The following is a 16,506-nucleotide window of genomic DNA, read 5'->3' on the forward strand; positions in this document are numbered from 1 at the left end:
GTCGGTGCGCCGTCGTGGGACGGCCGGCGCGCGGGCGTGGGACGTGAAGGGAACCCGTTGACGCAGTCGGTTCCTTCCCTTCCCCGCCCCCACGATCACGGTCACGATGGCCCTCCCGCTTCATCCACGCGCCCGCGGCGTGTCCGAAACGGAATGCGTGAACAGCCCGGCAGGGTTCCCGAGGGAAGCACAGGGGCGCGAGCCGCCTCCATGAGCCACAGGAGGGGCGAGGGCTGGATGGACGAACCGGACTGGCGGCGCTTCATCACCGCATACCACCAGGAGCACGCCGGCATCACTGAGCAACTGTTCTCCCTGGCCGACACCTCCCCCTACGCCTGGCTGGCCGAACCGCTGCGGGCTGTCGAGGGCACGGTCCTCGACCTGGCCTGCGGTTCGGCACCCACCCGACAGGAGTTGCCGGACGCCGACTGGGTCGGGGTCGACCTTTCGGCCGCGGAACTCGCCGAGGCGGCCCGGCAGGGTCGCGGGCCGCTGCTGCGGGCCGCAGCGGACGCGCTCCCGGCTGCTTCGGCGAGCGTCGGGGCGGTCTGCGCGGCCATGTGCCTGCCGGTGGTCACGCCCCTGCCGCAGACGCTGGGGGAGATCCGGCGGGTCCTGCGGCCCGGAGGCGTGCTCGCCGCGCTGGTGCCCTCCCAGTCCGGGCTCTCCCCGTCGGGCATGCTCGACTGGGTCCGGGTGATGGCGGCCCTGCGCGCCGTGCGGCAGCCGTGGCCCAACCCGCAGGCCCGCGACGGACTTCCCGCACTGCTGCGCACAGCGGGGTTCCGCGTCCGCCGCGACGAGCGACACGTCTTCACCCTCGCCATCGACTCGGCCGGCGCGGCGGCCCTGCTGGCAGATGCCCTCTACCTGCCCGGCCTCACCACCCACCGGGCTCAGGCCGCCAAGCGCTCCCTCGCGAGATGGGCGACCCCGGGGCGGCGTCTGGAACTGCCACTGCGTCGCGTCGTGGCCGAACTTCCGATCGAACAGCAGTCACAGGAGACGACATGAACCGCCCGGCAGCCAGCTCCTCCGCGACCGAGCTCCCGCCGCCCTCCACGGACCCGGACGAGGAGAGGCGGCGGCCGGCGCGTGCGGCGTGGATACGGCTGGCCTTCCTTGTGGCTCTGCTCCTGGCGCTCGGCTCCTGGGTGGCGCTGGGGGGCGGAGACCTGTTGCGGGACGTGCGCCAGTGGGTTGACTCGCTCGGGATGTGGGGGCCGGTCGTCTTCGCGGTCGTCTACGCCCTGGCTGTGACGGCTCTCCTGCCCGGCTCTGTGCTCACCGCCTCCGCCGGTGCGCTGTTCGGACTTGCGGTGGGGGCCGGCGCGGTGCTCGTGGGCGCGACGGCGGGGGCGGCCCTCTCCTTCGGACTGGCGCGTTGGCTGGGGCGTCCGGTGGTCGCCCGGTACGCGGGCTCGGGCCGGCTGGCGCGGCTGGATGCCTTTCTGACGCGCCGGGGCTTCGTGGCCGTCCTGCTCGTGCGGCTGGTGCCGCTGTTTCCCTTCTCGGTGATCAATTACGGGGCCGGGGTGGCCGGTGTCCGTTTCTCCTCCTACGTCGCGGCCACCGCCCTGGGAATCATCCCGGGCACCCTCGTCTACACCGGGCTCGGCGGATCTCTGGGCGACCCCGGCTCTCCCGGGCTGTGGATCGCGCTGGGCGCTCTGCTGGTGCTGAGCGCGGGCGGCTGGTGGGCGGCACGGGTGATCCGCTCCCGCGGCGCAGGGGGCAGCGCAGCTGCCGATAGCCGGTGACGACGACAGTGACCACCGCGGCCCGGACCCAGGCGATGGTGTGGGCGAAGCCGGGCAGCAGGCACAGCGGAACCAGCCGAGCTTTCCGTCGTCCTCTGACAGAGAGGGAATGGCGACGGCCGCGCAGCGGGTTTCCGTCGCGGCCCGGCGAAGCGCCGGCTGGCGCACGGCAGCTCACTCATCAGGGAGAGACATGGCGATGACCGACGTATCCACAGACCAGCAGGCAGCCGAGGCCTCCGTCGCGCAATCGGTCAGGGACTACTACGGCAGGGTCCTCGCCTCCTCCGCGGACCTGAAGACAACGGCCTGCTGCACGGACGTGGCACCGCCACCCCATATCGCCGCGGCGCTCGCCGAGGTCCACGACGAGGTCATGGAGCGCTTCTACGGCTGCGGCTCGCCCATCCCGCCCGCCCTGGAAGGAGCCACCGTGCTCGACCTGGGCTGTGGCAGCGGCCGGGACGCCTACGTGCTCTCCCAACTGGTCGGCCCGACAGGCCGGGTGATCGGCGTCGACATGACCGAGGAACAACTCGCCGTCGCCCGCCGCCACCAGGACTGGCACGCCGAACGGTTCGGCCACGCCAACACCGAATTCCGGCACGGCTACATCGAGGACCTGGCCGGGGCCGGAATCCCGGACGCCTCCGTGGACGTCGTGGTCTCCAACTGCGTGGTGAACCTCTCCCCGGACAAACAGCGCGTCCTGTCCGAGAGCTTCCGCGTCCTCAAACCCGGCGGAGAGCTGTACTTCTCCGACATCTTCTCCGACCGGCGCCTGCCCGCCTCACTGCTCGGCGACCCGGTCCTGGTCGGCGAATGCCTCGCCGGCGCCCTGTACACGGAGGACTTCCGCCGTGCCCTGGAACGCGTCGGCTGCCCTGACGCCCGTACCTCGGCTGCCTCCCCGGTGACGATCAGTGACCCGGACATCGAGCGGAAGATCGGCTTCGCCGCCTTCACCTCCCGTACCGTCCGTGCTTTCAAACTTCCCTTGGAGGACCGCTGCGAGGACTACGGCCAGGTCGCCGTCTACCACGGCACCATCGCCGAGTACCCGCACGCCTTCGACCTCGACGACCATCACCGCTTCCAGACCGGCAAACCGGCGCTCGTCTGCGGCAACACCGCCGACATGCTTGCCGCCACCCGCTACGCCGCTCACTTCACCGTCACCGGTGACAAGAGCCGGCACTTCGGCCTGTTCCCCTGCGCCCCCGCGGAGGGAGCAGCCGCGCCGGGCCCGGGCGCCGCGCGAGGCTGTTGCTGATCAGCCTGCCCGCGGGCCGGGACCGGCGGCCGTCAACCGCTGGGCCGGTTCCGGCCCGTCGGCGCGCTGAGGTCCTGCGCTAAGCGCCTCACACGGGCCGACGCGAGGGAAGGGGGCGTCCGCTGGGGACTGTGCCGGAGCGACGCCTTGATCAGTCGCAGAAGCTGCAGACTCCCACTGCAGGCCCAGCAGCAGGCGACGTGGGCGGCCACCTGCATACGGTTCGCACCGGTGAGCTCCCCGTCGGCGTACGCCTCCACCTCGCCGCGCAGCCGCACATGCCGGACCCTCTCCCGGCACTCGGCCCACACTCGCCCTGGCCCAGGAACACGCTGCCTTGTCATGCAGCGGAAACCCCTCCAGTCGTACGCGGCATTCCAGCTTGCGCTGGGCTCCTCGCCCGGCCCCTTCGGTCCACAACGGCGTCGGTGTGACCGAAGGACACAAGAAGAAGGAAGAAGATGGAATGCGGGTCCAGGCCGAAGGGGTTTCCGCCGTGTGGAAGACCAAGTGACAGCGCCACCGGATCCTGCGGACCCGCAGGGCCAGGCGTTCGCCGCCCATGTGCTGCCGGAGGTGGAGGTGCTGCTGCGGGTGGCGATGACGCTGACCGCGCAGCCGGCGGACGCCGAGGACCTCGTGCAGGACACCTTGCTGCGCGCCTACCGGGCCATCGACGGCTTCGACGGGAAACATCCGCGCGCGTGGCTGCTGACCATCATGCGGCGGGCGGAGATCAACCGGCACCGCCGTCGGCGTCCGCACCTCCTGGACGATCCGGACACCGATCTGGACCGCCTCAGCTCCACGGGCCCGAGCGGATCGGCGGAAGAGATCGTGGTGGGTGAGGCGTTCGACGAGGTGGTGGACGAGGCCCTGGGCGCGCTGCCGGACAAACACCGCCAGGTGGTGCAGTTGGTGGACATCGACGGCCTCACCTATGCAGAGGCCGCGCACCTGCTGGACGTGCCCGAAGGCACCGTGATGAGCCGGCTGCACCGGGCGCGCAATCGGATACGGGCGCGACTGGCCACAGCAGGACTGGCACCGAAGCGAGGTGTGATGTGAGCAAGCGTCCATGGTGGCGGCGTCCAGCGGCCGAGCGCCGAATGAACTGCCTGCAGGTCGCGCGAGTGCTGCAGTCCTACCTCGACGGCGAAACGAACGAGGTCACCACGCGCCGGGTCGCCGCGCACCTGGAGGACTGCCGCCGCTGCGGCCTCGAAGCGTCCGTCTACCAAGAGATCCACGACGCTCTCGCGCGCCGGGCAGAGCCCGAAAGCCGGGCGGTGGAGCGCTTGCACGCCTTCGGCGCGTCGCTCCTGAGCGATCCGCAGATCGGGGACGGCGACGCCGAACACGGCACCACGCCCCCGTCAGGCGCCTAGCTCGATGACGCTGGACAGCCCCGCTCGACCTCGGCCGCATCGGCACGGGCATCGGTCAGCAGGCTGGGCAGCTCTGCACGGTGCTTGCCGTGCCCGACCTACCTTCTGACCTGCCTCGGCTCCGGGTCCTGCTGGGGCATTTTTGAAAGCCCTCGTCCGAGCCGAGCGGCGGCCTCAGGCCCAGCCGTCGCGACGCCCAGTGAAGGAGGCGGCCACCTCCCGCCTCTTGTGGCTGCTCCGCAGCCGCGAGTGGGCTTCCGAGTCGAGCAGCAGCGTGGCCACCACGGCCCCACGCCCGCGATGCCGTACCGACAGCGAACTGGGCATAGATGTGGAGTGACCCACTGGTGCCCACGCCAGCCGCACGATCGACCATCGTCTGAAGCGTGTGCGGCGGTTGTGGGACCCTTACAAGAGCGTCGGGAAGCGCACCGATCGGTAGCGGCTGCTCCACCCGCGCAAGCAGATGGTCGCTGACAGCCACACGGAGACGCGCTCCGGTGGACAGCCGGTGGACAGACGCCTTTGGACGAGCCAGTACGAGGCCGCACGGGGGAGGCTGCCGCACGTGGTCTGATCAGGAAGAACGTCACCCAACAGCACCGCGTGGCACCACCCGGCATGAACGCTCTCGGTCTCGTAATGCGTAGGTCAGGGGTTCGACTCCCCTAGGCGGCTCCACATGGAACCCCAGGTCAGATCAATTCTGGCCTGGGGTTTTGTGGTTCAGCGGATACGACGGCGACGCTTCGCCCGTTCCGCGCGGATCTGCCCGGTCTCGGACGTGGGCCCGCTCGGCGGCTCAGTTCGAAGTGCGTCCGCCGTTCCCTGCCTGGGACGAGGTGAGCGGGAGCGAGCTGTTCTGCCCGTCCGGCCGCCTCCGCGCCGCCTCCCGTCGATCCCCGCCTGCCAGAATGACCGGCCATGACGACTCGGGTGCTCATCGCCGACGATCAGGAGATGGTCCGCCGCAGCATGCGCCGCATTCTCGAGCAGCAGGCGGACATCGAAGTGGTCGGCGAGGCCGCGGACGGGGCGGAGGCGCTGGAGGCGGCGATCCGGCTGCGGCCCGACGTCGCGCTCCTGGACGTCCGGATGCCGCGCGCGGACGGGCTGGAGGTCACACGCCGTCTGCTCGCCCCCGCGGCCGGTTTCCCGGGCAGGGTCGTCATCGTCACGACCTTCGACCTGGACGAGTACGTGTATCCGGCACTGCGCTACGGGGCCTCGGGCTTTCTGCTCAAGCGCTCCGGACCCACGCTGCTGGTGGAGGCCGTGCGTGCGGCGGTGGCCGGTGACAGTCTGATCAGCCCTTCCATCACGGTACGGCTGCTCAGGCACGTCACCGGCCCGGGTACGGGGCCCGGCCGCGGGCCCGCGCCAGGACCCGGCTCCCGCTCCGGAGCCGGGCGCCGGTCCGGCACTCCCGCCGTCCCCGCGGCCCCCGTCGAGCCGCTCACCAAGCGGGAGGGCGAAATCGCCGGGAAGGTCGGCGAAGGGCTCACCAACGCCGACATCGCTGCGGAGATGTTCATCTCACCGGGCACGGTCAAGACGCACGTCGCCAGCATCCAACGGAAGCTCGGTGTGCGGAACAGAGTCGGGATCGCCGTGTGGGCCTGGGAGAAGGGGTATGTCACGAAGTGACGAGGCGCCCCGCACCCGCTGATCGAACCGCCGGCGCAGGGGTGCCCCGCTCCGCGGACTGCATAGGCTGCCCGGTATGACGACGAGCCGTGCGGTGCCGGGGGGTTGGCGGAGCTTCGCCGTCGGCGCGGCGGGCGTCTGCCTGGTCCCGCCGGCGCTGCTCGGCCCGTCCGGTGCGCTGCTCGTCTCCGTATCGGCTCTGCTCGTCGTGGTGGTGCCGCTGCTGCGGTGGCCGTGGGGGAGGGTCCCCCCGAGCGCGGCGGCGTTCGCGGCCATGGCGGTCTCCCTGCTCACGGACGTCCTCTACGCCGGCCGGCCGGGCCTCACGCTGCTGTGGATGCCCTTCGAATGCGTGGGGCTGCTGATCCTCACCGGGTGTCTCGTCCGGCATACGCGATCCCGGTACCTCCTCCCCGCCGGGCTGCTCGCGGTCCTCACCACGCTCGCCCTGCCGCTGCGCTTCACCCTGCGGAAGCCGGGTGCCGGGGCCGACGACGTGGTGATCATGGTGCTGGTGACGCTGCTGCCGGTGGCCTGCGCCGTCGGCATCGGCAGCTATCTGCGGTTCGCGGACAACCGGCGGCGCCGGGCGGTCCTGCAGGCCCGGCGGGAGCAGCGGCTGCAGATGGCGCGGGTCCTGCACGACTCCGTCGCCCACGAAGTGACCGGCATGGTGCTCGACGTGCAGGCGGCGCAGGTCGCGCCGCAGGACCCGGGCGAGAGCCGGGCGCTGCTGTCCCGGGTGGAGGAGGCGGGCCTGCGGGCACTGGACTCCATGGACCGCGCTCTGCAGACCCTGCGCCGGGCCGAGGAAGTGCGCGAGGGTGCTGGGGGTCAGGAGCCCGCGCATCCGTCGACCCGGGTGTACGGCGTGGCGGACCTGCCCGAACTGGTCGGCAGGTTCGCCGAGTCCGGCTCCGGCACGGTCTCCGGCACGGTTGAACTGGACCTGGACGAGGGTCTGGCCGGGGCGCTGCCGCGGGAGGTCGACGAGGCCGTGTACGTCCTGGTGCTGGAGGCGCTGACCAACGTCCGGCGCCATGCCGCCGGGGCCCGCCGGGTCACGGTGGCCGTCGAGCCGGCGAGCGGTGCCGTCGTACGGGTCCGGGTCGTGAACGAAGGGGGCGGCAGCACCAGGCCGCTGCTCCCGTCCCGCAAGGGCGGCGGCGCGGGGCTGGTCGGACTGGAGGAGCGGTACCGGAGCCTGGGCGGGGTGCTGGAGTCGGGTCCGTGCGCCGGCGGATGGCGCGTCGCGGGGACGCTGCCGACGGCCGCGCCGACGGCCTCCTCCGGCAGCCGCTGACCGGGCGCCCGCTCACCGGCCGGACACCGGATATCTGCCGAACGGCAGATGTCCGCCGGGCTCGGAAAGATCACTCTGGACACGGCCTGTCGAGCTTTCCGGAGGTACATGTGTTCTCTCGCAGATTGTCACGGAGTGTCCTGGCTGTCGGCGCCCTGCTTTCGTTGTCCGTTCTCCCCGGTTGCGCCGATGTCGACGACGCGGCACCCGAGAAGAGGACGTTCGCCTTCGACGGGAGGACCCTCGACGTGCGGACCCACGGAATGCCCGCGGACCTCGTCGCGACCGGCCGCGACGACATCGAGGTGACCCGGTGGTTCGACGTCGGCTTCGGGGCCGATCCGCACTCCGAGTGGCGGCTCCAGGGCGGCCGACTGGACCTGGAGGCGGGCTGCGAAGGGTTCGCCAACTGCGACACGCGCTTCCGGGTCGAGGTGCCGAAGTCGGTGACCGTGCTGCGCGGCGGCAGGGCCACGAAGCTCACCGGCAGCGGGAAGTAGGGGGCGCGCCATGCTGGAACTCGTCGACGTCACCAAGGTGTACCGGGGCGGCAAGCGGGCCGTGGACGCCGTGACCATGCGGCTGGAGACCGGGATGCTGGGGTTGCTCGGTCCGAACGGCGCGGGCAAGTCGTCGCTGATGCGGATCGCGTCGACCGTGACCCGGCCGACCGGTGGAAGGGTGCTGTTCCACGGCACCGACGTGGTGGCCAGGCCCGGGGCGCTGCGCCGCTCCCTCGGCTATCTCCCGCAGGACTTCGGCGTGTACCCGAACCTCACCTCGCGGGAGTTCCTCTCCTATTTGGCCGCCGCCAAGGGGCTCTCGGCCCGCTCGGCCCGTGCCCGGATCGACGAACTGCTGCAACTGGTCAACCTCACGGAGGCGGTCAGACGGCCGTTGGGCAAGTACTCCGGCGGCATGCTGCGCCGGGTGGGCATCGCCCAGGCGCTGCTCGCCGATCCGAAGGTCGTCATCGTCGACGAGCCGACCGCCGGCCTCGACCCCGAGGAGCGTGTGCGGTTCCGGAACCTGCTGAGCGAACTCGCCGCGGACCGGGTCGTCATGCTCTCCACCCACATCGTCTCCGACGTCGAGTCCGTGGCCTCCGACATCGCCGTGGTCGCCCAGGGGCGGCTGCTGCGCCGCGGGTCGCCGCAGGACTTGTTGGCGGCGGTCGAGGGACAGGTGTGGGAGGTCCTCGTCGACCCCGGCGACCTGCCGGACGTCCAGCGGCGGCAGCTCGTCAGCAGGATGCTCCGCACCGCGGGCGGAGTGCGGGTCCGGCTGCTGGCGCAGGGCCGGCCGTACGGCGGCGCAGAACAGGTCATCCCCGACCTCGAGGACGCGTACCTGGCCATCGTGAACCGGGCCGGGCAGCCGTACGCGCCGTCCGCCTCCGACCGGTCTGCGGGGTGGCAGTGATGCCGGAGACCGTTCTCAGGCTCGCCGTCGGCGACTTCCGTGACCGGGTGCGTCGGCCCGCCTACGCCGTCGTCCTGATCGCGGCCGTAGGGCTGGGCTACCTCGCCACCCCGGCCCCGGAGTCCGACTGGGTGGTCATGCAGGTGGGTGACTACCGGGGCACCTACAACAGCGCGTACACCGGCATGGTCGTCGCGCTGGCCGCCACCGTCTGGCTCCCGCTGGGCGGGTTCTACGTCGTGCGCAACGCGGTCGCGCGCGACGAGGCCACCGGAGTGGGCCGCCTGCTGGCGACGACGCCGCTGCGGACGGGGGCCTATCTGGTCGCCAAATTCCTCAGCAGCGTGCTGGTGCTGGCCTCCATGCTGGGCGTCCTCGCGGTCACCGCCCTGGTCATGCAGTGGGCGCGCGGTGAGACCATGGCGGTCGAGCCCGGGCGGCTGCTGAGCCCCTTCGTGCTCATCGCGCTGCCGCTGATGGCGCTCACCGCGGCCGCGGCGCTGCTGTTCGAGACGATTCCGCCGCTGAGGGCGGGCCTCGGCAACATGCTGTGGTTCTTCGTCTGGAGCGTCCTCGTGCTCGCCGGCCAGTCCCCTCACGCGCCGTTCGGCGGCATCGGTGTGCACGGCGTCGTCCAGTCCCTCGGCGCGGGCCTGGCGGAGCAGGGCGTCGACCCGGACACGGCCGGCGAGTTCAGCCTGGGGCTGACGCAGATCCAGGAGCCGCTGAGGACCTTCGACTGGCAGGGCTTCGATCCGGACCCCGCCTTCCTGCTCGGCCGGTATGCGCTGGTCGCGATCGCGTTGGGCCTCGCGCTGCTGCCGGTGCTCTGGTTCCCCCGGTTCGACCCGGCCCGCGGGAGCGGATTCCGGTCCTCCGCCTCGGGTCTCTTCCCGCGTCCGGCAGCGGGCACCGGAGGCGGTGCCGTGCTGGAGGGAGCCGCAGCGCCCGGCCCCGCCGCGGGGATCCCGGACGACCGCGTGGCGGCGCGGCCCGCCGCATCCGCGCATCCGCCGCGCACCGCCGTGACATACGGCAGTCCCGCGCCGCGGCTGCTGGTGGGGGAGGCGCGCATTCTCGTCCAGGGCACTCCGCTGTGGTGGTGGGCGGGAGTCCTCGTGCTCGCGGTCGTCTCGCAGACGGTCACGCCCGCGACCGGTGTCTCCCGTGTCCTGCTGCCAGCGGCCTGGATCTGGCCGGTGCTCATCTGGTCCCGGCTGGGCACCCAGCGCCATGAGCACGGCGTCGAGGCCTTGCTGGGCGCCTACCCCGCGGTGCGCGGCAGGACGGCTGCGGAGTGGGGAGCCGGAGTCCTGCTCACCGCCGCGGCGGGCATCGGACCGGCGCTCCGCATGGCCACCGGAGCGGACGTCCAGGGCCTGGTCCACTGGTTCCTCGGGGCGCTGTTCATCCCGTCCTTCGCGCTGGTCCTCGGCACACTCGGCCGGACGCACCGCCTCTTCCAGTTCGCCTATCTACCCCTCTGGTACGGCACGGTCAACGGGCTCGCGGCGGTCGACTTCATGGGCGCGATCCGGACCGGCGACGGCAGCCCGGCCGGCCTGTCGCCGGTGTTCCTGTCGGCGGCCGTGGTCGTGATGCTCTCGGTCGTCTTCCTGCCGGGCGCAGCCCGCCGGGCGACGTCGTAGCCGGGGCCTGCGGCCCCCCCGGGGGCCGTCCCGGAGGTCAGGCCGTCACCCTGGCCAGGAACGCGTCGAGGTTGGCCGCCGCGCGCTGGATCTTCTCCTCGACGGTGAGGGACTCGCGGTACCGGACGGCGAGGCCCGTGTCCTTCTTGCCCCGTACGTAGAGCGAGCAGCTCAGGTCGCTGCACAGGTAGGTGCCCACCGAGTTGCCCTGCTTGCCGGCTCTGCCGGCCATCGGCGCGACCATCAGCGAGACGCCGCCCGTGTGGTCGGTCAGGCAGATCGAGCACATGCTGCGCCGGGTCTGCCAGGGAGCCGGGGCGGGGCAGCGCAGCGCGAGGGCCCTGGGACGGTCGCCCCGCCGGGTGACCAGGTAGGCGCGGTCGGGGGCCTGGGGGTCGCGCCAGCCCAGGTAGTCCAGGTCCTCCCAGGGCCGCTCGGCCAGGTCGCGTGGCACGGACAGCCGCTTGGCCTCTCCCTTCGTGCAGTTCACGAACGCGGCCCGGATCTCTCGCTCGGTCAACGGTTCCATAAGAGTGAGGCTAATTTGCCTAAAGAGGTTAGGCAAATGCATAATCAGCTCAGCTGAACAGGAGGAGCTTTATGGTGCGTGCGGGGTTGACCACGGAGCGACTGATCCGGGCGGGCGCGGAGCTGGCCGACGAGGTCGGTTTCGACCAGGTGACCGTCTCGGAGCTGGCCCGTCGCTTCGACGTCAAGGTCGCGAGCCTGTACTCGCATCTGCGCAACTCGCAGGACCTCAAGACGAAGATCGCGCTGCTCGCCCTGGAGGAGATGGCGGACCGGGCCGCGGAGGCGCTCGCCGGACGCTCCGGCAAGGACGCGCTGACAGCCTTCGCGAACGTCTACCGCGACTACGCGCGGGAGCACCCCGGGCGCTACGCCGCCGCGCAGACCAGGCTGGACCCGGAGACCGCGGCGGCCAGCGCGGGAGTCCGGCACTCCCGGATGACGCGGGCGCTGCTGCGCGGCTACGACCTGGCGGAGCCGGACCAGACGCACGCGGTCCGGCTGCTGGGCAGCGTCTTCCACGGCTACGTGAGCCTGGAGATGGGCGGCGGGTTCAGCCACAGCGCCCCGGACACCCAGCAGACGTGGGAGCGGGTGCTGGACTCCCTCGACGCGCTGCTGCGCAACTGGCCCGCACCCCGCCCGTGACACCCGCCACCGCCCGACCCACGCCGACCTGTACCGCCCGTGACCACCTGAACCGCCCCGACCGATCCGACCGACCGACGACGCGAACAGGCTGACGACATGCACGCCGAGGACAACTGGACCACCACACCCCTGACCGCGGACCTCGTGCGCGGCGCGTCGGCACTGGAGCGCACCGAGCACGGCCTGCTGCCGCACCGGCTGCCCGCCGCAGCCCGGGCGCAGTGCGACGACGGGCAGCTGCACATGGCCGAGTCCCAGCCCTCCGGGGTGCGGCTGGCCTTCCGTACCGCCGCGACCGCCGTCGAACTCGACACCCTGCCCACCAAGCGGGCCTACACCGGCCTCCCGGCCCTCCCCGACGGGCTGTACGACCTGGTCGTGGACGGCAGCCTGGTCGACCAGGGCGGGGTGCCGGGCGGCAACACCCTGACCGTCGACATGCGGGCCGGGACCGCCGAGACCGCTTCCGGCCGCGGCGGCACGCTCCGCTTCACCGGGCTGCCGGACCGCATGAAGGACGTCGAGATCTGGCTGCCGCACAACGAGACCACCGAGCTGCTGGCCCTGCGCACCGACGCCGCCGTCGAGCCGCTGCCCGACCGGGGCCGCAGGGTGTGGCTGCATCACGGCAGTTCGATCAGCCAGGGCTCCAACGCGGCGAGCCCCAGCACGACCTGGCCCGCGCTCGCCGCCGCGCGCGGCGGTGTGGAGCTGGTCAATCTGGGGCTGGGCGGCGGGGCACTGCTCGACCCGGGCACCGCCCGCGCGATGCGGGACACCCCGGCCGACCTGATCAGCGTCAAGATCGGCATCAACGTGGTCAACAGCGACCTGATGCGGCTGCGCGCCTTCACTCCGGCCGTGCACGGCTTCCTCGACACCCTCCGCGAGGGGCACCCGGGCACGCCGCTGCTGGTGGTCTCGTCCATCCTGTGCCCGATCCACGAGGACACCCCCGGCCCCAGCCTCCCGGACCCGGAGGCCTTCGAGGGGGGCCGGCTGCGGTTCCTGGCCATGGGCGATCCGGCGGAGCGTGCCGCCGGGAAGCTGACCCTGCGCGGCATCCGCGAGGAGCTGTCCCGGGTGGTGCGGTCCCGCGCGTCCGACGACCCGAACCTGTACTACCTCGACGGACTGGAGCTGTACGGCGAGGCGGACGCCGCCGAGCTGCCGCTGCCCGACGCGCTCCACCCGGACGCGGCCGCCCACCGCCGCATCGGCGAACGCTTCGCCGCGCACGTGTTCGCGGACGGAGGCCCGTTCGCCGCCGGAGCGTGAGCGGCCGCGGCGGGCCCTTCCCCGCGTGCTTCCCGGCGCGCCCTTTCCCCCTCCTCCGCGGCCCCCGTCCTGCGCGCGTTCTCCGGGCTCCGGGCCTCCCCGCGCTGCGGCCCCGGCGGCGCGGGGAGGCGGCGACTGCGGGGAGGGCGGCGCCGGGGAGCGCGCCGCCGCGCGTCACTCCGTGCGGAGGCCTGCCGGGCGCATCATGCGCCACAGCAGCGGCAGGCTCAGCAGCGTCACCACGGCGACCAGCCCGGCGCCGACGGCGAACATCGGCCAGATGACGCCCCAGTCGGCGACCGACCGCGAGATGACCCGCAACAGGGTCCAGCCGAGGCCGAGCCCGAACGCCGAGGCCAGCAGGAGACCCAGTGTCACCGGGATCGCCGTCTGCCAGAGCACGGAGGCGCCCAGCGTGCCGCGACGGGTCCCGAACGCCACCAGCACCGCCAACTGCCGCCTGCGTTCGCGCAGCTGCTCCGCCTGGGAGACGACCATGCTGGCGGCGATGAGCACCAGCACCGCGGTGGCCGCGGCGAAGATGACCCGGCTCAGCTCGGCGAACCCGGCGGAGACCTTCGTCGGCTGGGACAGCCACACGTCGGCCGCCGGGCTCTGCCGGTAGACGGTCGTCCGGACGCGTTCCAGCGCCTCCGGCGCGTCGTTCTGGAGCCGCACCAGGCCGGTGTACTGGAGGTCGAGCCGGTCGGGGGAGAGCGCGCCGGGCGTCACCAGGATCCCGGTGACCGGAGCGCCCCAGCCGGACGGCTTCGCCGGCACGGTGGGCGTGTCGTCGGGGATCCGCCAGTTCCCGGTGCCGCGGCCGTCGGGCCCGGCCACCCGGAGGGCGGCTCCGGGGCGCGGCGGAGCGGGACGGCTGGTCTCCTCGTCCGTGTCCCGCGGGTCGGCCGCGGCGCGGAAGACCCGCCCGTCGTGGCAGGAGCCGATGTCCGCCACCTTCCGAAGCGTTGCGCAGTCGCCCACGATGACCTGCGCGTACTCCGCCGCGTCGGTGCCCGCCGGCTTCCCCGCGACCTCCTGGGTGCCCTCCAGGAATCCGGTGGACCCGGCGACCCCCGGGGTGGCGGCGAGAGCCCGGTCCAGTTTCCGGGCACCCGCGGTGTCCGCCGCGAGGTCGATGACGTTCACCTGCCGCGGCGCGGACCGCTCCTGGCCGGTCTCCTGGGTGGCCTCCGCCTGGACCCCGGCGAACAGCAGTTGCAGCGCGACGGCCCCGGCCACGGCGATGGTGATCCCGCTGACGGCCCGGGTCGCCGTGCCGCTGGACAACTGGAGCCGGCGCACCGCGAGCTGCCAGGAGACCGGCCCTCCGCGCAGCTTGCCGACCAGCCGCTCCACCACCCACGGCAGCAGGAGTGCGATCCCGCTCAGCAGCGCCACCACCCCGGCGGCGACCCGGAACTCGTTCACCTGGCCGCCGCCTCCCGAGCCCAGCGCCCCGGCCAGCGGCAGCAGCAGCACCAGCCCGACCACCGGGGGCAGCAGCCGCCACCACAGACGGCGCGGCCGCGGTGTGCTCTCCCGCGTCACCCGTACCGGCTCGATCGTCACGCCCCGCAGCGCGAACACGGCGGCGCCGACCGTCACCAGCGGCAGCCCGAGCACCACCAGAGCGCCCAGCACCGGGTCCGGCACCACATCGGCGGGGAAGACGCTGACGTCGAAGAGGGTGACGTCCGCGGCCAGTCCGCGCCCGAGCAGGAAGACCGCGCCGCCGAGCAGCAGCCCCAGCACCGCTCCGGCCAGCGATTCCCCGGCGGCGATCCGGCGGGTCATGGCCGCGTCGGCCCCCACCAGCCGCAGGGCCGCCAACCGCTGGTCCCGCCGTTCGCCGCCGAACCGGGTGGCCGTCGCGATGAAGGTGGCCACCGGCATCAGCAGCACCGCGCACGCCACCGCGCCGAGCAGGATCAGCAGCGGGTCCACGTCGCGGTGCTCCTCGACGTGGCCGAAGTACTTCACGCGCTGCGCGTCCTCGGCCCGCAGTGTGTCACTGCCCAGGTAGAAGGAGAGATCGGCCGGTCCGAGCAGGCCGTCGTCCGCGATGACGCCGACGACCCGCGCGTTCAGCCGTTTCGCGAGCTCAGTGCCCTCCGCGGAGTCGAGCAGCTCCTTCAGCGCGGGCGAGACCACGATCTCGCCGGGCCCGGGTATCCGCTCGGTGCCGGGCGGGGTGACCGGGTGGCTGCCGTCGGCCTGCAGGAGCCGGCCGTCGATGTCCTGCCCGTGGAAGGTGGTGTTCGCCACGGCCGTCAGCAGGGTGTGTTCGGTGGCCCGGCTCTCGTCCGTCGAGGTGGCGTTCCCCAGCACCGAGCCGTTGACCGCGCGGGCGTCCCGGCGGGACTCCTGCGCGCCCATGATCGACGGCACCGCGGCGGCCAGCAGCAGCATCGCCACCCCGAGCCCCACCCCGACGGCGGTCAGCAGGGTGCGGAGCCGGCCCTGCCGGCCGGAGAAGGCGAACCCGGCGCCCATGGCCAGGTCCCGTGTCCACTCGCGCACCCGGTGCGCCCTGGGCCTGCCGCTCATACCGCGCCCACCACACCGCTCATGTCCCGTGCCGTGCCGTCCCGGACGACGACCTCGCGGTCGGAGTAGGCGGCCACCCGCGCCTCGTGGGTGACCAGCACGACCGCGGCCCCGGTCTCGCGGGCGGCCGCCGTCAGCAGTTGCATGACCCGCTCCCCGTTGAGCGAGTCGAGCGCGCCGGTCGGTTCGTCGGCGAAGACGACGCGGGGCGATCCGGCCAGCGCGCGGGCCACGGCGACGCGCTGGCCCTGGCCGCCGGACACCTGCCCGGGCCGGTGGTGGCGGACGTCGTCGACCTCCAGGCGCGCCAGCCACTCCTGGGCCCGCGCCTCGGCCTCCTTGCGGCGTGCGCCCGCCAGACGCAGCGGCAGGGCCGCGTTCTCCAGGCAGGTCAGCTCGGGCACCAGCTGGCCGAACTGGAAGATGAACCCGAAGTCGCCCCGGCGGAGCGCGCTGCGCTCCGCGTCGGAGAGCGCCGACATCTCCCGGCCCTGGTAGGTGATCCGGCCCGCGTCCGGCGGGACGATTCCCGCCAGGCAGTGCAGCAGCGTGGATTTGCCGGAGCCCGAGGGGCCCATCACCGCGACGACCTCGCCGGCGGCGACGGAGAAGTCGGCACCGGAGAGCGCCGCTGTCGATCCGTAGGTCTTGTGCACGCCCTCGGCGTGCAGCAGGGGTCCGGCCGACGGGTCGGACCCTTGACCGGTGCTGAGTGGGGGGAGCACGGGGCGCACCTCCGGGGTTGGGTTCGTGGTGGGGCGACGGCCTCCGGGGGCCGGCGCGGGGCAAGTGGGCCGCCCCCGACGAGGCCGGTGCGGCGGGCGGCGGATGGACACGGCGCGACTCTACATCATGTGTATACACGGGGTGTATACATGTCCGCGCCACCCCCTGGGGTGCGGCCGCCAGAGGCCGGCCTCCGCGCCCGGCCTCCGCCCCGGAGCCGGACCCGGAGGCCGGTGCAGCGTTGGATGCCGGGTCCGGCGGAAAAGTTCACCGTGAGTCAGGGTCGGTTTCCGCCGCCGAGGAGGGCATTCCCAAAAGTAAGAGAATG

General features: G+C 72.8%; 16 protein-coding genes. 12 read left to right on the plus strand and 4 right to left on the minus strand.

From position 1 onward, the window contains the following. Positions 1 to 210: 210 nt before the first annotated feature. The 5 genes from ACFYMO_RS17880 (at position 211) to ACFYMO_RS17900 (ending at position 4,424) form a co-directional block, all read left to right on the plus strand. Positions 211 to 1,017 (plus strand): class I SAM-dependent methyltransferase, encoded by an 807-nt coding sequence (locus ACFYMO_RS17880; RefSeq protein WP_203586176.1) that lies wholly within the window; start codon positions 211 to 213, stop codon positions 1,015 to 1,017. Further along, positions 1,014 to 1,763 (plus strand): TVP38/TMEM64 family protein, encoded by a 750-nt coding sequence (locus tag ACFYMO_RS17885; RefSeq protein WP_164181925.1) that lies wholly within the window; start codon positions 1,014 to 1,016, stop codon positions 1,761 to 1,763. Before ACFYMO_RS17880 ends, ACFYMO_RS17885 begins: the two co-directional genes overlap by 4 nt. A gap of 199 nt (positions 1,764 to 1,962) precedes the next feature. Continuing rightward, positions 1,963 to 3,036, plus strand: coding sequence for a methyltransferase domain-containing protein (locus tag ACFYMO_RS17890; protein WP_239105454.1), 1,074 nt, complete (start codon positions 1,963 to 1,965; stop codon positions 3,034 to 3,036). 510 nt (positions 3,037 to 3,546) lie between these two features. Next, positions 3,547 to 4,104 carry an RNA polymerase sigma factor gene (locus tag ACFYMO_RS17895; RefSeq protein ID WP_164184062.1) on the plus strand — a complete coding sequence of 186 codons (558 nt, stop codon included), beginning with the start codon at positions 3,547 to 3,549 and terminating at the stop codon, positions 4,102 to 4,104. Then, a complete protein-coding gene (locus tag ACFYMO_RS17900; RefSeq protein WP_239105456.1) occupies positions 4,101 to 4,424 on the plus strand; it encodes an anti-sigma factor in 324 nt (107 codons plus the stop codon). Before ACFYMO_RS17895 ends, ACFYMO_RS17900 begins: the two co-directional genes overlap by 4 nt. 174 nt (positions 4,425 to 4,598) lie before the next feature. Here the strand turns inward: ACFYMO_RS17900 and ACFYMO_RS17905 are convergent, their stop codons facing one another. Then, entirely contained in the window at positions 4,599 to 4,751 is a 153-nt protein-coding gene (locus tag ACFYMO_RS17905) for a hypothetical protein (RefSeq protein WP_388547286.1), read from the minus strand. A gap of 597 nt (positions 4,752 to 5,348) precedes the next feature. Here ACFYMO_RS17905 and ACFYMO_RS17910 point away from each other — a divergent pair. The 5 genes from ACFYMO_RS17910 (at position 5,349) to ACFYMO_RS17930 (ending at position 10,445) form a co-directional block, all read left to right on the plus strand. Further along, positions 5,349 to 6,071 (plus strand): response regulator transcription factor, encoded by a 723-nt coding sequence (locus ACFYMO_RS17910; protein ID WP_366773378.1) that lies wholly within the window; start codon positions 5,349 to 5,351, stop codon positions 6,069 to 6,071. A 76-nt stretch (positions 6,072 to 6,147) separates the two neighbouring features. Then, entirely contained in the window at positions 6,148 to 7,374 is a 1,227-nt protein-coding gene (locus ACFYMO_RS17915; RefSeq protein ID WP_388547290.1) for a sensor histidine kinase, read from the plus strand. A 164-nt stretch (positions 7,375 to 7,538) separates the two neighbouring features. Then, positions 7,539 to 7,874, plus strand: a complete 336-nt coding sequence (locus tag ACFYMO_RS17920) for a hypothetical protein (RefSeq protein ID WP_366773380.1) — start codon at positions 7,539 to 7,541, stop codon at positions 7,872 to 7,874. A 10-nt stretch (positions 7,875 to 7,884) separates the two neighbouring features. Beyond that, complete coding sequence (locus tag ACFYMO_RS17925) at positions 7,885 to 8,796, plus strand: ABC transporter ATP-binding protein (protein WP_366773381.1); 912 nt, start codon at positions 7,885 to 7,887, stop codon at positions 8,794 to 8,796. After that, on the plus strand, positions 8,796 to 10,445 hold the full coding sequence (locus tag ACFYMO_RS17930; protein WP_366773382.1) for a hypothetical protein: 1,650 nt from the start codon (positions 8,796 to 8,798) through the stop codon (positions 10,443 to 10,445). Before ACFYMO_RS17925 ends, ACFYMO_RS17930 begins: the two co-directional genes overlap by 1 nt. Before the next feature lie 37 nt (positions 10,446 to 10,482). Here ACFYMO_RS17930 and ACFYMO_RS17935 read toward each other — a convergent pair whose 3' ends face one another. Beyond that, the gene (locus ACFYMO_RS17935; RefSeq protein WP_388547294.1) at positions 10,483 to 10,974 is read right to left on the minus strand and encodes an FBP domain-containing protein; all 492 of its coding nucleotides are present in this window, start codon (positions 10,972 to 10,974) and stop codon (positions 10,483 to 10,485) included. 71 nt (positions 10,975 to 11,045) lie between these two features. Between ACFYMO_RS17935 and ACFYMO_RS17940 the strand changes: the two genes are divergently transcribed. Together ACFYMO_RS17940 and ACFYMO_RS17945 are read left to right on the plus strand one after the other, a co-directional pair. Further along, positions 11,046 to 11,621, plus strand: coding sequence for a TetR/AcrR family transcriptional regulator (locus ACFYMO_RS17940; RefSeq protein ID WP_366773384.1), 576 nt, complete (start codon positions 11,046 to 11,048; stop codon positions 11,619 to 11,621). 99 nt (positions 11,622 to 11,720) lie between these two features. Continuing rightward, positions 11,721 to 12,902, plus strand: coding sequence for a GDSL-type esterase/lipase family protein (locus ACFYMO_RS17945; protein WP_366773386.1), 1,182 nt, complete (start codon positions 11,721 to 11,723; stop codon positions 12,900 to 12,902). Positions 12,903 to 13,076: 174 nt separating this feature from the next. On the opposite strand, the gene ACFYMO_RS17950 is transcribed toward ACFYMO_RS17945, so the two are convergent. Then, positions 13,077 to 15,452 carry an ABC transporter permease gene (locus tag ACFYMO_RS17950; protein WP_366773387.1) on the minus strand — a complete coding sequence of 792 codons (2,376 nt, stop codon included), beginning with the start codon at positions 15,450 to 15,452 and terminating at the stop codon, positions 13,077 to 13,079. Further along, the gene (locus ACFYMO_RS17955; RefSeq protein ID WP_388547297.1) at positions 15,449 to 16,177 is read right to left on the minus strand and encodes an ABC transporter ATP-binding protein; all 729 of its coding nucleotides are present in this window, start codon (positions 16,175 to 16,177) and stop codon (positions 15,449 to 15,451) included. Before ACFYMO_RS17955 ends, ACFYMO_RS17950 begins: the two co-directional genes overlap by 4 nt. Positions 16,178 to 16,506 lie beyond the last annotated feature (329 nt).

This window comes from Streptomyces sp. NPDC007025, from assembly GCF_042869455.1.
GTDB lineage: Bacteria > Actinomycetota > Actinomycetes > Streptomycetales > Streptomycetaceae > Streptomyces.

Excerpts from the sequence above, each read along its gene's own strand:
- ACFYMO_RS17880 (WP_203586176.1), top strand. The coding sequence starts at position 211 with ATGAGCCACAGGAGGGGCGAGGGCTGGATGGACGAACCGGACTGGCGG.
- ACFYMO_RS17885 (WP_164181925.1), top strand. The coding sequence starts at position 1,014 with ATGAACCGCCCGGCAGCCAGCTCCTCCGCGACCGAGCTCCCGCCGCCC.
- ACFYMO_RS17890 (WP_239105454.1), top strand. The coding sequence starts at position 1,963 with ATGACCGACGTATCCACAGACCAGCAGGCAGCCGAGGCCTCCGTCGCG.
- ACFYMO_RS17905 (WP_388547286.1), bottom strand. The coding sequence starts at position 4,751 with ATGCCCAGTTCGCTGTCGGTACGGCATCGCGGGCGTGGGGCCGTGGTG.
- ACFYMO_RS17910 (WP_366773378.1), top strand. The coding sequence starts at position 5,349 with ATGACGACTCGGGTGCTCATCGCCGACGATCAGGAGATGGTCCGCCGC.
- ACFYMO_RS17915 (WP_388547290.1), top strand. The coding sequence starts at position 6,148 with ATGACGACGAGCCGTGCGGTGCCGGGGGGTTGGCGGAGCTTCGCCGTC.
- ACFYMO_RS17925 (WP_366773381.1), top strand. The coding sequence starts at position 7,885 with ATGCTGGAACTCGTCGACGTCACCAAGGTGTACCGGGGCGGCAAGCGG.
- ACFYMO_RS17930 (WP_366773382.1), top strand. The coding sequence starts at position 8,796 with ATGCCGGAGACCGTTCTCAGGCTCGCCGTCGGCGACTTCCGTGACCGG.
- ACFYMO_RS17935 (WP_388547294.1), bottom strand. The coding sequence starts at position 10,974 with ATGGAACCGTTGACCGAGCGAGAGATCCGGGCCGCGTTCGTGAACTGC.
- ACFYMO_RS17940 (WP_366773384.1), top strand. The coding sequence starts at position 11,046 with ATGGTGCGTGCGGGGTTGACCACGGAGCGACTGATCCGGGCGGGCGCG.
- ACFYMO_RS17945 (WP_366773386.1), top strand. The coding sequence starts at position 11,721 with ATGCACGCCGAGGACAACTGGACCACCACACCCCTGACCGCGGACCTC.
- ACFYMO_RS17950 (WP_366773387.1), bottom strand. The coding sequence starts at position 15,452 with ATGAGCGGCAGGCCCAGGGCGCACCGGGTGCGCGAGTGGACACGGGAC.